The organism is Rhodococcus sp. NPDC019647, assembly GCF_044389235.1.
Classification (GTDB): domain Bacteria; phylum Actinomycetota; class Actinomycetes; order Mycobacteriales; family Mycobacteriaceae; genus Rhodococcus_F; species Rhodococcus_F oxybenzonivorans.
Genome location: NZ_JBIRXS010000020.1, coordinates 56,892 through 71,337, shown reverse-complemented (window position 1 = coordinate 71,337; position 14,446 = coordinate 56,892). Strand labels below are relative to the sequence as shown.

13 protein-coding genes are annotated in these 14,446 nt (G+C 64.7%); 8 read left to right on the top strand and 5 right to left on the bottom strand.

All coding sequences use genetic code 11. The annotated features are described in order from the left end of the window. Nucleotides 1–640: 640 nt before the first annotated feature. Nucleotides 641–898 (bottom strand): hypothetical protein, encoded by a 258-nt coding sequence (locus ACH49N_RS27220; RefSeq protein WP_358275639.1) that lies wholly within the window; start codon nucleotides 896–898, stop codon nucleotides 641–643. Between the two features lie 132 nt (nucleotides 899–1,030). On the opposite strand from ACH49N_RS27220, the gene ACH49N_RS27215 reads away from it, so the two are divergent. Continuing rightward, nucleotides 1,031–1,477 carry a hypothetical protein gene (locus ACH49N_RS27215; RefSeq protein ID WP_358275637.1) on the top strand — a complete coding sequence of 149 codons (447 nt, stop codon included), beginning with the start codon at nucleotides 1,031–1,033 and terminating at the stop codon, nucleotides 1,475–1,477. A gap of 19 nt (nucleotides 1,478–1,496) precedes the next feature. Here the strand turns inward: ACH49N_RS27215 and ACH49N_RS27210 are convergent, their stop codons facing one another. Next, nucleotides 1,497–1,922, bottom strand: a complete 426-nt coding sequence (locus tag ACH49N_RS27210; protein ID WP_358275635.1) for a hypothetical protein — start codon at nucleotides 1,920–1,922, stop codon at nucleotides 1,497–1,499. Between the two features lie 1,488 nt (nucleotides 1,923–3,410). Here ACH49N_RS27210 and ACH49N_RS27205 point away from each other — a divergent pair. After that, nucleotides 3,411–4,298 carry a hypothetical protein gene (locus ACH49N_RS27205; RefSeq protein WP_358275633.1) on the top strand — a complete coding sequence of 296 codons (888 nt, stop codon included), beginning with the start codon at nucleotides 3,411–3,413 and terminating at the stop codon, nucleotides 4,296–4,298. 175 nt (nucleotides 4,299–4,473) lie between these two features. Here the strand turns inward: ACH49N_RS27205 and ACH49N_RS27200 are convergent, their stop codons facing one another. Continuing rightward, nucleotides 4,474–5,187 carry an HNH endonuclease family protein gene (locus ACH49N_RS27200; protein ID WP_358275631.1) on the bottom strand — a complete coding sequence of 238 codons (714 nt, stop codon included), beginning with the start codon at nucleotides 5,185–5,187 and terminating at the stop codon, nucleotides 4,474–4,476. A 355-nt stretch (nucleotides 5,188–5,542) separates the two neighbouring features. Between ACH49N_RS27200 and ACH49N_RS27195 the strand changes: the two genes are divergently transcribed. Next, entirely contained in the window at nucleotides 5,543–6,982 is a 1,440-nt protein-coding gene (locus tag ACH49N_RS27195) for an ISNCY family transposase (protein ID WP_208964489.1), read from the top strand. Nucleotides 6,983–7,128: 146 nt separating this feature from the next. Then, nucleotides 7,129–7,437 carry a hypothetical protein gene (locus tag ACH49N_RS27190; protein ID WP_358275629.1) on the top strand — a complete coding sequence of 103 codons (309 nt, stop codon included), beginning with the start codon at nucleotides 7,129–7,131 and terminating at the stop codon, nucleotides 7,435–7,437. Between the two features lie 437 nt (nucleotides 7,438–7,874). On the opposite strand, the gene ACH49N_RS27185 is transcribed toward ACH49N_RS27190, so the two are convergent. Together ACH49N_RS27185 and ACH49N_RS27180 are read right to left on the bottom strand one after the other, a co-directional pair. Next, on the bottom strand, nucleotides 7,875–8,180 hold the full coding sequence (locus ACH49N_RS27185; RefSeq protein WP_358275627.1) for a hypothetical protein: 306 nt from the start codon (nucleotides 8,178–8,180) through the stop codon (nucleotides 7,875–7,877). 232 nt (nucleotides 8,181–8,412) lie between these two features. Continuing rightward, a complete protein-coding gene (locus tag ACH49N_RS27180) occupies nucleotides 8,413–9,609 on the bottom strand; it encodes a hypothetical protein (protein WP_358275625.1) in 1,197 nt (398 codons plus the stop codon). 751 nt (nucleotides 9,610–10,360) lie between these two features. Here ACH49N_RS27180 and ACH49N_RS27175 point away from each other — a divergent pair. The 4 genes from ACH49N_RS27175 to ACH49N_RS27160 all read left to right on the top strand — a co-directional run bounded on the left by ACH49N_RS27175 (nucleotide 10,361) and on the right by ACH49N_RS27160 (nucleotide 14,233). After that, nucleotides 10,361–11,512: a site-specific integrase gene (locus tag ACH49N_RS27175; protein ID WP_358275623.1), complete on the top strand. Its 1,152-nt coding sequence runs from the start codon at nucleotides 10,361–10,363 to the stop codon at nucleotides 11,510–11,512. A 160-nt stretch (nucleotides 11,513–11,672) separates the two neighbouring features. Continuing rightward, nucleotides 11,673–12,296 carry a hypothetical protein gene (locus tag ACH49N_RS27170; RefSeq protein WP_358275621.1) on the top strand — a complete coding sequence of 208 codons (624 nt, stop codon included), beginning with the start codon at nucleotides 11,673–11,675 and terminating at the stop codon, nucleotides 12,294–12,296. A gap of 104 nt (nucleotides 12,297–12,400) precedes the next feature. Beyond that, the gene (locus ACH49N_RS27165) at nucleotides 12,401–12,907 is read left to right on the top strand and encodes a hypothetical protein (RefSeq protein ID WP_358275620.1); all 507 of its coding nucleotides are present in this window, start codon (nucleotides 12,401–12,403) and stop codon (nucleotides 12,905–12,907) included. A gap of 297 nt (nucleotides 12,908–13,204) precedes the next feature. Next, nucleotides 13,205–14,233: a hypothetical protein gene (locus ACH49N_RS27160; protein ID WP_358275619.1), complete on the top strand. Its 1,029-nt coding sequence runs from the start codon at nucleotides 13,205–13,207 to the stop codon at nucleotides 14,231–14,233. The last annotated feature ends 213 nt before the right edge of the window (nucleotides 14,234–14,446 follow it).

Sequence of the window (14,446 nt, the reverse complement as noted above, 5' to 3'; positions counted from 1 at the left end):
GTTCCAAACGCCGCACGAGACCATGAGATAGCAGTTACCGTTGATCTCAATCTGCGTCGGGGCGGGTCTGAGTAGTCGTTTCAGTGAACGAAAGGCTCACACCATGCTCAAGTCCACGCTCGTGAAAGCATTCACTGTCGCCGCCCTGGTGGCTACACCACTAGCTATCTCACCCAGCACGGCGTCAGCAGCGCCCACTGTGAACAGCTTCCAGATTCCGCTCGTCTGGAGCAACGGCCTCTTTACGGGGTGTGGCCCGATCCTCAACCTATGCGCTAGTACCCCGACGGCAATAGCAGGTGAGAGACCCGGCACCGTCACCTTCCCCGTCATCTCACCCAATAGCGAAAGCACTTACTGGATGCACTGGAGAAACCTAGCGACGGGCGCCGCTGGAGTACTGACTGTCCCGTACAACGAGTCTATGAGCGTATTCACGGGTGCGGGACCGGTGACTGCCTCGATGACTACCGGGCACGAGATCATAGCGGGGACTGGAGTGTTCTGGGTGCCGTGACCCTTAAATGATGTCGCGCAGGGCCGCGGAGTCGCCGCCCTGCGCGACATAAGGACCGCGACAAAAGGACGCTGTGACTGCAGGCGGGATCGGCGCACACCATTTGTCGCACAACACCTCCTCTCAGTCCAGGCTAGGCATTTGCTGCAGGCGTCCCCACAGTTGCCAATCTCCGTCGCTTGTCTTCTGCCATCCATCCGGCTCGGGACCGTGCTCCGCGAACCGTAGAAAGCGGGCTTCCGCCCACTCCGCGAATTTCTCTCGCGCCTCGCCGAATAGTCCCGGGAGGACCGCAGCCTTCATCATGAGGCCTTCATCGAACTGCCGCACCAGGAGGCATCCGCTGACTTCGGGATCGCCCTCGGACCCGAAGTCGGTCACCTCAAGGGGCAGGCGAAGGCGGCCGACGAGAACGACGCACACGGAGGAGACACATCACAATGGAGGGCACTCACGGTCCTGTAAGGGTAGAGCGAACTTACACCCACAGAGGGCCGCATTTAGGATGCGGACATGACCACGACACGCAAGCGGATCGACCGCAAGAAGCTCCACGCGCTCACCGAGCTGGGCGAGCGGCGTACCGCGCTGCGGGCCGAGCTGGCGGCGGTCGAGGACGAGATCGACACCTACCTCAAGCCCGTCTTCCTCGAGGGGTGGTCCTGGGACCAAATCTCCGAGGCGTCAGGCATGTCCCTGCAGACCGTCTCGAACCGGCTCAAGAAGCAGGGGGCGATGGATGGCGGGCAGTCGAGCGGGCGGCCCCTCGACCAGTTCAGCAAGGCGGAACTGCGCAGCAAGCGGGCCGCCGAGATCACCGCCGCGAAGCGGCGCGGCAAGAAGAAGACCGGCACCCCGGATACGGCGGCCCCGCACGAGATCGAGGCGACGCAAGTAAATCACCGAACGAACCGACCTGCCGAAACGATGGACACCCGCGCCGCCATGCCACCATCCTGAGCCGGGCACGGGTCTACCGTTATGCGTTGCGGCACCGCGGCACGAGTACACGCCGCCACCACCGGGGCTTCTCCACTTCCTCTATCGCGTCCAAGAAGGGCACGAGAGAAGCCGGCGTCTCCAGCGCATCGAACGCCTTGTGCGCGTTCCTCGACTCTTTCATGTACTTGGCGTGCGGGACCCCGAAGCCAAAGGAGACGATGGCGCAGATCCACGACGCGAGCCACCAGTAGTCACCGTATGCCGAGTTGAGTGCCACGCCGATACCGGCCAGGACGACGAACAGCCCCTGCCACTGCAGCATTCTCCGGCCTCTGGCGTTCGCGTGCTGCATCCCGGAGAGGTGGAACGACATGTCGAGTGCATGGATTTCGATATCACGCTGGATGTTGTCCAGCTGTTCCCGGAACGGATCGTGGTCAGCGCGGAATCCGTCGTCATCCATTGCGTTCTCCTTCGATTAGTACCCATCGAAGCGTAGGCGTCGAGCGGTGAGTGGCGGCCTGGATGCGCTCGTCAATCCGCCTAGGGTTTTTTAGGTGGGGCCGGCCGATCCGGATGTCGGCCAAGGTGCGGTCGGCGGGCGCGGCGGAGGTCGGACAGAGGCCTGGCAATGTTGCGCCTCCGCCGGTCGTACCCCGCTGCTTTCTTGCTATCGCTGGGCATGGCACCAACAGCGATGATCGTTGCTGGGGTCAGTGGTCGCAGCACGACTTCTCGTCGCTTCGACGCAGACAGCGTGACATCTGAACCGGACAATTTGCCTTCATGGCGAAACGACTCGCGGTGTTAGACCTCGGCAGTCGAACCACTCCGAGTTGGATCGTTACCGCGGTCCACAACCCAATCAGCTGCTGCCTGCGGCAATCGAATCTTTCGTGGTGTCGCTATAAGAAGCATTCAAACAACCGATACTTCGCGGTCAGTCGTTGTGGTTTGATGCCTGAGGCGGAACAGCCCAGTGAGGATCCAGAGCTTGGGCGCGCTTGGTAGGACTCAGTCTCGGACTGCGGGAGTGGTGCCAAACTGGCGGGTCGTCTGGCCTGGGGCGTCGGTCGACGGCGGAGCCTTTTGTCGGGAGCCCCACCTGACATTGAAACAGCGGAAATCACGACCAGAGGAAACACGGATGCTGCGACCTGTACCCCACCCGCGCGTTTTGCGACGACTCGCGACTGCCGTCTTCGGATGTACGGCTCTCCTCGCCATATCCGTTGCTCCAGCGACTGCTTCACCCTTTCCCTGGATTGACAGCCTCTCCGCTGCACCGGTGCCTCCTGGTCCCGAAGTCAGCCTGAACGCCTACTGCGACGATCGTGACGCAGTAGGACATCTGGCAGATGGAAGGACCGTCTACTGCAGCCGAGTAGCTCGCACCGACGCCTACGTTTGGGCCTATACGCCTGACCTGATGCCCATCGACCCGAACACCCGCAAGTACACCTGTGACAACGACGTGTGCCGCTACCCAGACGGTTCCATTGCGCCGAACTACCTCCGCTGTGGAACCCTCTGTGGGGAGCCTCCCACTTCCGGCGACATTCAGTCGGGCTTCTATGACTGCTTCAACTCCGGTGCGAGTTATGAGGAGTGCCGTAATCGCGCACCGCGTTGACTGCGCGCACGTCCAGGCGATTCTTCGAGGGGTTTGATGCCGCGTCACGGGTGACACGGCGAGTGCGGACTCACGCAGCGGTGTGCTGGTCGGGCGCGCTCGCCCTGGGCCGAATCAACGCGCGGGGTGGTGTATCGGTTGCCGACTCCAGAACTCTGATTGGCAGGCAGATGACTGTCATGTCGCTCTGGTAAAACTGTGCTCACTAGCACGTCAGCCCGATACGTGCCCCGGCGACCACAAACAGAGGGAGTCCATGCGCGATTCCGATGCTCGCCCATACGATGCGGCGTCAGCCGACCCGCGGACGGCGGACCAGTGACTGGCAGCCCGAAGATACCGGAGTCCACCACCTGGGACGGCATGACTGCCTGGCTCGTCGAGTCGTTCACCGATCAACCAATGGGACTCCTCATCGATCTCGGCCCACGCGAATTCGTGCAGTATGACGATGAAGAAGACGAGGCCGTAGACGAAGTCGAGCACCAGGTGGTGTGCGCCCAGGTGCACGTGCTAGCGGATGATGTACTTCTTGTACGCCGCTCGCGGACGGTGCTCAACCGATTGAGGTTCGACTCTCACGTCGTCGAGGGTCTTGATGTCGACCGGTGGTACTTCGATGACTACTTCGACGATTGCACCGACGGATACCTCCTCACCCGCGATGTCGCGATTGCTGCCGACGCCTGCGTCGCATGGTTTCGAGATGTCCCAAACGCGCCAGCGCTGAGCGAGCTTGGATGCTCCTGGGAATTTCCACATGCTCTGCCAACCGGCGACGAAGAACCGAGGCACACTCTCGACACCGTGCCGCGACCCATCGACACACAGTCAGACGTCAAGCAAACGCTGGTCGATCATCTACTCGAGCGCGCTATCCTGAACAGCCAGGTGTGCGGGGAACTCGAACGTTCCGATGGCGACTACGCTAGCCGTCGGCCAAGGGTTGCACTTAACCTTCTCTCGCAGTGGATGAAACAAAATTACGGCCTCGATCCCGATCGGCACGTCGATTTCGAATACCGCCTGAGGGAGTTCCCAGTGACCGAAGAAGCCGCGGCGCTGTTAGGCGAGCTACGCCTCGGCGCCCGGGTATGCCGTGACCTGGCCATCTTGTATACCGCCGATACCCCTCGCGAATACGAAAGCGACGTGGAGCATTTGAGGCAATCCCTCGGCGAGTACGCAGCTTTGATGCATCGATAAGTGATTCGCCACAACTTAGTTGAACCGTCACCCCGGCCGACGACCACAAGCGCGAACTGAGCGCAATCCCGCTGGCTATAAGGCAGTTCCGGAGGCTCGACGAGGCCGCGGCTTCTACCTCAGCAAGGCCACCGCGGCCGTCGTGAGTCGAACCCAAACTAGGTCGGGCTGCTGCTCAGCAGGAGTGCAGGACCTGCCTCATCGCATCCTTCTCCGCCTGAGTCACCCACAACCGGTACAGGGCCTTCACGTCGATCTGCCGGGAGACGTAGGTGCACCGGTAGCTCTTGTTCGGCGGCAACCAGGATGCGGCGTCGGAATCGGATTTCTTCGAATTGGTCGGGCCATCCACAGCCTGCAGGTTTCGTGGGTCGTTCGCCAGGTCGCGGCGCTGCTCCGGGCTCAGTTGCTGGGCGCCCTTCTGCCACGCATCCGACAACGCGACAACATGGTCGATCTGCACCGCGGTGGAGGTGTCCTGCCCGCGGACAAAGCCGATGGTGGTACCGGTGTAGGGGTCGTGCAGGGTGCCGGTCGCCACCACGCAGTCCCGGGTACTGGACTTGTACGTCAGGTCCACCAGGTCGCGGCGCAGGATGTCATTGCGGGTGTCGCACCCGTTGTGGCCGCCCTCGACCCCGTTGTCGTCGGACCACGACGGACCGAACTGCTCACGCGTGTACCCGGTCTTCGGGGCGCGGCCCTTGACCGCCAGGGTGTCGAGCTTGGCCAACGCCGGCGCCGCATCAAACCCCACCGACGGGCCGGCCAGTGCATCCCCGATCGATCCGGTTCCCGGATTCGCATCGGCGATGGCCGAGCACCCGGTCAGGCCGAGCACGGTGACCGCCACGAGGGCGAGAAGAGCGGCCCGGGGTCGATAGCGCATGCGTCTGTTCTCCTGTTACCTGTGTGACTGATGTGCACACGAGTATCACCGGTACCTCCGACAACCGCGGTAGCGGGCCGGACCGAAACGCATTGTCGCGAGCCGAACGTCGAGGATGCCTGCACCAAGGAGAGTTCGGGTCAGGCTCTGTGATCAGCCGCCAGCCGCGGCGTGCGGCGACGAGACCGGAGACCGCCCTGAGAACCGCACTGAATATCAGGCCCTGATGGCGGTCGCTGAAAATTTCGCTAGGTACTTCGACCTGAAAAAGTCGGGGTGTGGCGGTGCGTGATGAGCCGGTCCTGAAACGGGACAATGGCCTCAACCCCTTGGGATAGAAGGGATTGAGGCCATCGTGTTCCGTACCGTAGGCGATCAGCCGTCGTTGTTCGAGTCGGTGCTGCCGCAGGAGTTGCTGCGGCTGCCCGCGGAGCTCGAGCGAGTGGATGCGCTGTTGGATGATCCGGCGTTCTTCGCACCGTTCGTTCCGTACTTCGACCCGCGGATCGGTCGTCCGTCGACGCCGATGGAGATCTACCTGCGGCTGATGTTTCTCAAGTTCCGCTACCGACTCGGCTTCGAGAGCCTGTGTCGCGAGGTGAGCGACTCGATCACCTGGCGGCGGTTCAGCCGGATTCCCTTGGACGGATCGGTGCCGCACCCGACCACGTTGATGAAGTTGACCACCCGCTGCGGCGCGGCGGCGGTGGACGGGCTGAACGAGGCGCTGCTGGCGAAGGCCACCGAGGCAAAGGTGCTGCGCACCACCAAGTTGCGGGCCGACACCACCGTGGTGCCCAGCAACGTGTCCTACCCCACCGACTCCGGTTTGCTGGCCAAGGCAATCCGACGGATCGCGGCCACCGGCAAGCGGATCCAGGCCGCCGGTGGAGCGACCCGCACCACGGTCCGGGACCGATCCCGTGCGGCGGGCAAGCGTGCGCACGCGATCGGTTTCAAGCTGCGGTCGCGCAGCGCCGCGGGCCGCGACGAGGCCCTGGCCGCGGTCCGGCGCACGACCGGGGAGCTGGCCGACCTGGCCGAGACCGCCGCCACCGATGCCGAACGGCTGCTAACCAACGCAAAACAAGCGCTCCGCCGGGCACGCGCCAAGGCCACAGCCCAGAAGACCCAGGGCGAGCACGACGCAGCCGCCGGACGCCGGCGCGGACGCCTCACCCGCGCCATCAACGACCTCGAGGACCTGGTCACCGCCACCCGGCAGATCACCACGCAGACCCGACAGCGGCTGGCCGGGCAGACCCCGGACGGAGCCACCCGGCGAGTCAGCCTCCACGACCCCGACGCCCGGCCCATCGCCAAGGGACGACTCGGCAAACCAGTCGAATTCGGCCACAAGGCCCAGCTCGTCGAAGGCGACGACGGCGTGATCGTGGACCACAGCGTCGAACGCGGTAACCCGGCCGACGCACCCCAACTGACACCAGCCGTGGATCGGGTCCGTACACGCGCCGGCCGCCCGCCACGCACGGTCACCGCCGACCGCGGCTACGGCGAGAAAGCTATCGAGGACGACCTCCGCGACCTCGGCGTGCGCAACGTGGTGATCCCTCGCAAGGGCAAACCCTCGGCTGGCCGGCGAGCAGAGGAACACCGCCCAGCGTTCCGACGAACAATAAAGTGGCGCACCGGCGTCGAAGGCAGGATCAGCGCCCTCAAACGCGGATACGGCTGGGACCGCACCCGCATCGACAGCACCGAAGGCGCCAAGATCTGGGTCGGCCACGGGGTCCTGGCGCACAACCTGGTCAAGATCAGCACCCTGGCAGCGTGAAAGGCGCCGATCGGTGGAGTCTGTGGCCAACCCAATCCCGACCGGCCGAGAACAGCCGAATCATACTCACCGAGCCGCCTCGTTTTTCAGGTCGAAGTAGGTAGATAGAATCAGCGGACTAGGAAGTTTCCCGAAGGGGCCCTCAATTGATCAACGAAGACAAGCTCATCAGCCAGGCCGATACCGCCGTCTGGGTTGACGGGGGTTATGAGGCAGTTCCGCTGAGCGGTCCCGGACGGTGGATGACGTTCCCGGACGGGACGATCATCTACACCGACGACGACACCAAGCTGTTCGCGAAGAACGACGAGAGCTTCACGTACGGCCTCATGGAGGCCATCCTCGCGATCGAAAAACTCTGGGCAGCGGGCAAGACGGCCACCGAGGCGTTCGAGACCCTGCGGGGCAACGTGCCTGTTCCCGTGGTGTCCGGAGATCTCTCCGAGATCGCGTGAGCTGAGGCGGCTCCACAAGCTGCTCAGTACGTGCCCGATAGCGACCCCGGCAGATAGCTGCACCGCTCACCACTGCTGCCTTGGTCTCAGTCCTCGTCAGTATCAGCCAGCCTGCACCACTGCTCACACCAGCCGGACGGATAGCCCGGAGGGAGCTCGTCCGGCTCCTCGCGCTGGGGTCCTCCCAGTTCAGAGCCGCTGTGGCCCACCTGCACCAGCTCCTCGTTCGACTCCAGCAGCGCTAGTCCCAACCTTCGGGGCAACCGCGACCCCCCGCGGGTGTAGCCCGATTCGGGCATCTCCGCAGGTCAGGCACCCAGGGGGTTACCCCCTACCCCCTCTTCCTGCGGTTATGCGGTTGAGCCGTTATCTACGGGTTCCCAAGTCAATCAGGACAGTCGGTGCCACGTCCGGTCGAGCGTTTCGCCCGCCGCCGCTCAGGCCAGTCGCCCCCGACTCACCAGTAGCGGAAGCAGGCAATCCCGCCAGAGCTGGAGAGAAACGTGACCGCTAGACATGCCGCCGTGCGCGAACTCTTCCCGATACACGTTCTCCGCTGGCTCGGTCAGCAAGTCCACACCCACGACCGAGGTGAAGGCAGTAAGGAGCAAGCCCTCCAACGCTGCGTCCTCGCCGGGGATGGGAACGCCAGTCAGGTGCTCCCGGAGTGCCTCCCACGCATACGGGTCGCCGCGCAGGCCCCAGTGCTCCGGCTGCTCCTCGAAGAGGTGGTCCATCGTCATCTCCGCATAATGTCAGAGCCACCCATGGTGTCGATCGTTCAGGCGGCAGTTCCTAATCGTGTGGAGTGGCCCCTTGAGCTGGCCCGGCGCGCCCTGAACGTGGACCGACTTCCCGAATTGCCCCGGCAAGGTTGCTTGACGCGCCAGCGGCGACCGATTACTGGGCGCGGTGCGCTGATCATCCGACTCCAGTGAGCCAATCGACGCCGACGACAAACCGATGAGGGACAGATCACGTGGAGGCGGACAACGAACTGTTGAGGGTGTCGATCGGACCTCCCCAGAGTGGCGCAGCAAGTTTGCACGGCTCGACACTGGCCGCCCCCGACTCCGCGAGGCCGGCTTCATCAGCACGAACCTGCTCAAGCGCGGCGTCTAGGTCCTTCTTGTGGAGGATCCGCAAGCTGCGGGCACCCGACGTCGCAGCGAAGTACTGGCCAACCATGCCATCTCCCCACTCGAATACCTCTCGACGCAGACGGCCCTTGCCGTTGCTATAGTTGATCTCCGTCGCCTCCACCAACTCGGTGGGCTCCAGGCTCAACCGAAGTGCCTCTGCCGCAGCGTTGTTGCCAGGTTCGGTTTCGAAGTAGCCGTGCGGTCGCGGCAGTGGGCTGAACATCTCGATCAACAGATTCGGATTGCGTTTCGGCAGGTCTGCAGTGGTGAAGTGCAGTCCGAAGGCGATGGTAGGGTCGCCGGGTGTCGACCCGTCGATGCGTGCGATGCCGTCCTTCGGGATGTCGTATCCGAAGGGGAACAGCCCAGCAGCGATCTCCGCCAAGTAGTCGTTACATGTCCTTTCCGACAGCAGCAGGTCAGCACCCGCAAGCGCCTTGATGAAGCGTTCGACCTGGGGATCCACGCGATGGGTCAACAAGAGCTGCTGCATGTAGGACCAGTCGCTGAATGAGCTCTTGCCGTGGGAATGCGGCTGGATGTGACGGTAGATTGTCATACCAAACACGGCCGCAGGAACCGCGCCGTTCAGCACATCCGCCAGGTCTGCGATGTCGGCCACACGTGACTCGACACTTCCGCCTGTGCGGCTGGCGAACTGCTCGGCAAGCCCGAGTGTCATGGGATGCGAATCGATCGCGATCACTGGGACTTTCAGCGCCGCCGAGATGATAGCGGCGGCCGCCCCAGCTCCCGCTCCGATTTCCACGAGGAATGGCTCGTCATGGCCCGAGCGTGTGATGGCATCCCGTAGCCGGGGCAGCATCCACTCGCATTCAGCAATGAGTGGCGACGATCTCCAGCCCACCGAGAAATGCATCGCCCGCTCAAACGAGCTGTAGCTGAAGTCGTATGCCGCATCGAGGCCGGCACTCTTGTCGAGCCATTCGTTCATATCATCCTCGCCGACGTACCTGCCGACCTGCTGGCTCCACGCTTCCAGATCGAGCCTGGAGTCGACGAGGTCCAACGACCGGAGGGCTCGCCGGCAACACTTGAGATCCGACTTCGATCCTGCATCCTCAGCCTTACTCGGCCTGTTTCGTTTTGCCACCCGGCGAAGATAGCCCAGCCCACCGACTGAGTCTCTGTCCGATGCCATTTGAGGCGAGGCACGAGCGGTTCGATGACCTGGGATGCCTCAACAATGTGGCCGAGCGGCTCGCTGATTTCCTGCCACACTCTTGCGGTAGCCGTCCGCCGGATGGGGCGCGCAGTCCAATAAATGCGCAGGTCAAGCCATGCTTGCCTCATCTTTGTGGCAGAAGCCCTGCACGTGCCTCGGACGCGATGGCAATACCTCAGATTATTTGGCAGTGGACAGTCTCCATGGACCACCGCACAACTGTAGGTTCTCGCCCGACTTGTCAGTTGGCGACAGAGTTTGCCTGCGGCTTCTCAACACCATGCCGGACCGGGAAAGATCTCGAAGATGCCCTGAACTGGGCGAATGCTGAGATTAGGGCTGGGCTCCTGACACGAAATTGAGAAACCAAAGCGCCACTGACAAGCAGCTGACATGAAATTGAGAAGGCTGACACCGAACTCGAGAACCTACAACAACCGGACTCTAGGCCCTCTCCATGGCATGGCCCCGTGTCACTCACGGTTTATGAGCACTTGGTCGCGATAATTTCAATTATCGCACCGTCTCCGCCGAAACCCCATGTCAGCGCGTTTTTGCTCTGCAGCATGTCGGTGCACCCCGGTAGCCTGCGTCGGTGACGATCGAACCGGTGAACGAGGCCCTGCGCGGGCCGGTAACAGCCTCCGCGGGGCCCGCGCTGCCGGAGGAGGTGGCGGCGCGGATCGCCGGTGCCATCCAGCGGTCGCGGGCGGAGAACACCCGCCGCGCCTACACCTCGGACTGGGAGCGTTTCGTCACGTGGTGTTTCTCCCACGGGCACACTCCCCTGCCGGCGCACCCGATGGTGGTGGCCGCGTATCTGATCGACGCCGCCGACACCTACACCCAGGACGGTGAGCGGGCCTACTCCCCCGCCACCCTGTCACGCTGGGTCGCCGCCCTCGGGCATCACCACCGCCGCGGCGGGCACCCCGCCCCCGGGGGCCACGAGATCGTCGCCGCCACCCTGTCCGGGATCCGCCGCGACTACGCCGCCAACGGTGACCGGCCGCGCCGCCAGAGTGCCCCGCTCCTGGTCGACGACCTCGTCACCATCGTCGCCGCCGCCCGGCTGGCTGTTACCGGGTGGGCGTCGGAGGTGCTCGAACGCCGCGACACCGCCCTGCTGCTGATGGGATTCGCCGGCGCCTTCCGCCGCGGCGACCTCGCCGACCTGCTCCGCGGGGATGCGAGCATGCACCGACTCGACGGACTGCACCTCCGGTTGCGCCGGTCCAAGACCGACCAGGAGGGCGACGGAACCACGCGGGCGTTGCCGTTCACCACCTCCCACACCAGTTGCCCACCGTGCGCCTACCTGCGGTGGGTGCAGGTCCTCGCCGCCCACGACACCTACGGCCGGCCAGGGGTGATCCGGTTGCTGCGCAATACCCCGCCGTTCGACGGGCACGTCTGCAAGGGCGCGGTGCCCCGAACAGCGGCCCGCTCCCCGCTGTTCCGCTCGATCCAGAAGAACGGCAACCTCTCCGAGAGTGCTCTGTCGGGGGCGGCGATTCACAAGGCGGTCCGTCGCCGCGCCGAACAGGCCGGGTACGACCCCGCCGTCGTCGCCCAGCTCGGCGGGCACTCGCTGCGCGCCGGATTCGTCACCCAGGCGGTCCGCAACGGCCGCACCGCGCAGGCGATCATGCGGCAGACCGGACACACCACCCCGGCGATGATCGAGGTGTACACCCGCGAGAACGCGCCGCTGATCGCGAACGCGGTCACCGACATCGGCCTCTGACAGTCGCACCGGGTTGGGATTGCATCCGATGACACAGGTGTAGCCGATCACGCCGCGCCCCGCGTGCCCGGGCGGTTCCCCGCGCCACCCCGCACATTTGATGTCGGACAGAGCCCCTACCCTCCCGGTAACAGCACCGCGGACGCGGAGGGAGAGCCGGATGGCAGTCGCAGAGGACGTTGTTCCGCTCCCCGGGATGCCCGCACATCAGTTGGTCTCGGCGGTGGAACAACTCGCCCTGCTCGGTCAACCGCAACCGGTCCGGGTCCCCGAACGACTGTGGCGGTCCTGGCTCGACGACCCCTCGGTGCTGGCCCGGTTCGACGCCAAATGCTATGGGAGAGAATCGGGCCGGTGCACGGTCTGGCTGGGCAGTGTCTCCTCCACCGGACACGGCTCCTTCCGGGCGGCGAGCCTGCCCGGGCCCTCCCGCCGCGGCACCGTCCCGGCCCATTTGTTTGCGTATCAACGCGAATACGGGATCATTCCCCGGCTGGGATGGTCCGGGGCGGAGGATGCGGTGCTGTGTCATCAGTGTGACTTCGCCGGGTGCGTGAATCCCCACCACCTGCGGTTGGGCACCAACGCCGTCAACCGCACCGAATACCACCTGCGGCGGCGCAACCTCGCCAGTCCCCTCGCCGACGTCCGCGGGCCGGCCGGGCGTACCCGGGCGATCGCCGCCGCGATCCGGACAGGCCTTCGCCGCGGCGAGGACTCGGAGAGCATCGAACAGCGGATCAGATGCGCCGAAGCGGCGGGACTGCCGCTGACCCTCTGGTAATCGGTCGGCACCGCCCGAAACTGCGCCTAGGCCATGCAGAGTGGGAGCCGACCACAACCGTGTGGCCGCCGAGGTTGCCGCGAGCGGGTGAGAGACTGCTCCGCGTGCATGCGTTCATCGACGAATCCAAGCGGGGCGAGTACGCCCTGTGCGCGGTGACGGTCGCGACCGGCGACCTCACGGCCCTGCGGAAGCAGATGAACGCGCTCCGCCCGCCCGGGCACTCCCGTATCCATATGACCGGTGTCGGGAAGAAGCTGACACCGAAGATCGTCGCCGAGGTCGCCCGGCTGGAGGCGAACAGCCGGATCTACCTGATGAGTTCACGCAAGGTCAACGAGCGCCAGGCCCGCGACGTCACCCTGGCGGCCGCGGTACGGGATCTAGCCCAGATGCCGGTGACGAACCTGGTCATCGAGTCGTGCGATCAGGACCACGAGGACAACCGCGTCATCCGCGACGAACTCGGCGCCGCAGCCCCGTTCCGATACACCCACGATCGACCCTCGAACTCCCTCTTATGGATCCCCGACGTCCATGCCTGGGCATGGGGCCGCGGCGGCAGCATGCGCGCGAAGATCGCCCACCGCATCACCGTCGTGCGGGTGTAGAGAACACGAGAACGCCCCTCGAATTGCGAGGGGCGTTCGCCGTATGTGGGTGGGCGCGCAAGGCTGGAAACCGCTGAGTGGGGCTGCCTACAGGGGTACTTACGCCCCGGAGACCTCCTACACGAACCACTTCCCTCGGCTACTGCCTCGGGCACCCACATTATGGCGGTGCCGGTTGCGTCGACGCAACCGCGAAGACTCACCTGCCCCGCACGGAAACCCTCACTGCGCATGATCACCGGTGGCAGGTCGCGTGCCTGTCCGCTCCGCACCGACGGGTTCCGGCATGATTCGACCATGAACGCCTCCCGCCCCTCGGACCACATGCTCCGTGACCCGGTGCGACCGGCAGGGCCATCAAATGGGTCCCAGCGCCGCTTGGACCGGGCGTCCCGGCACGTGTGGGCGTTGTTCACCGACTGGTGTGCCGCCGCCGACCTCGAGCCGGCACCAGCCGACCCGGTGACCGTGGCCATGTTCCTCGCCGAAAACCCGGCCAGCCGCCCAACGCAGCGCCGGAGAGTGGCTGCCATCAACGCCGCCCACCGCGGCGCCGGCCTGCGGCAACCCGGCCGAAGCGAACTCGTGCGCGCCGTACTCGGGGCTGCCCGCACAGTGCGGCGAGAACGGGCCGCCCACGCGGTCGCCGACCGAGTGCAGCAGCTGCCGGTCACCGGGTCACCGGCAGGCCTCTTCGGTCGCCGGGACGGCCTGCTGCTCACCCTCGCCACTACCCTGCACTTCGAGCAGATCGCGCGCCTGCGCCGGAACCAAGTCCGCATGGCCGCCAATACCCTGCTGATCCACCTCGACGAGGAGGAACCACGCCGAATACACCTGCCCACACTCGATGCCGCGATCGTCTACCGACGGTGGCTCGAGATCCTCGGCTTCCTCGACCGCCACCCCAGCACAGCCCTTCTCGCGCAATACCTGGACGCAGGAAAGGACCTGAGCGCGCACGCAGCGACAGCCTTGCTCGATGAACGCCCCTTGCTGACCCCGATCGACCGCTGGGGCCACACCCCCTACGTCGCTACCCCGCTGACCGGGCAGTCAGTGGCCACCCTCGTCCGGGCACATCTGACCGGTCACGCACCCACCCATCACCGACCTCCTCGACGACGGACCGAACCCGCAGACGCGCCGACATCCACCGAGGGTGAGGACATCGTCCTCGACAACTGCTACTACGAGCGCGGTATCCGCGCTCGTGCCGACGCCCACGCCTCGACGGCCAACATCACCGACGTCCTCGACGACGTGGAACACCAGGCCGATCAGCTACTGGCCGATCTACTTGCCCTCCTCGATCATTCGGACTGACGTCCGGCAGATCGCCTCACTGTCCTGACTCAATGAATCTGATGCCGCAACGATGAGGCGACCTGCGGTGGCGTTATGCCCTCAGAACTCCTTAGCGGCGCGATGCCACCCAACCCTGCACTGCACCGGGGCATTGCAACGTTGCGCCGTTCTAACGCCACAACACCAAGGCATGGCGGCGGACACGGAATAATGCGGTCCGAACGTTCTAAC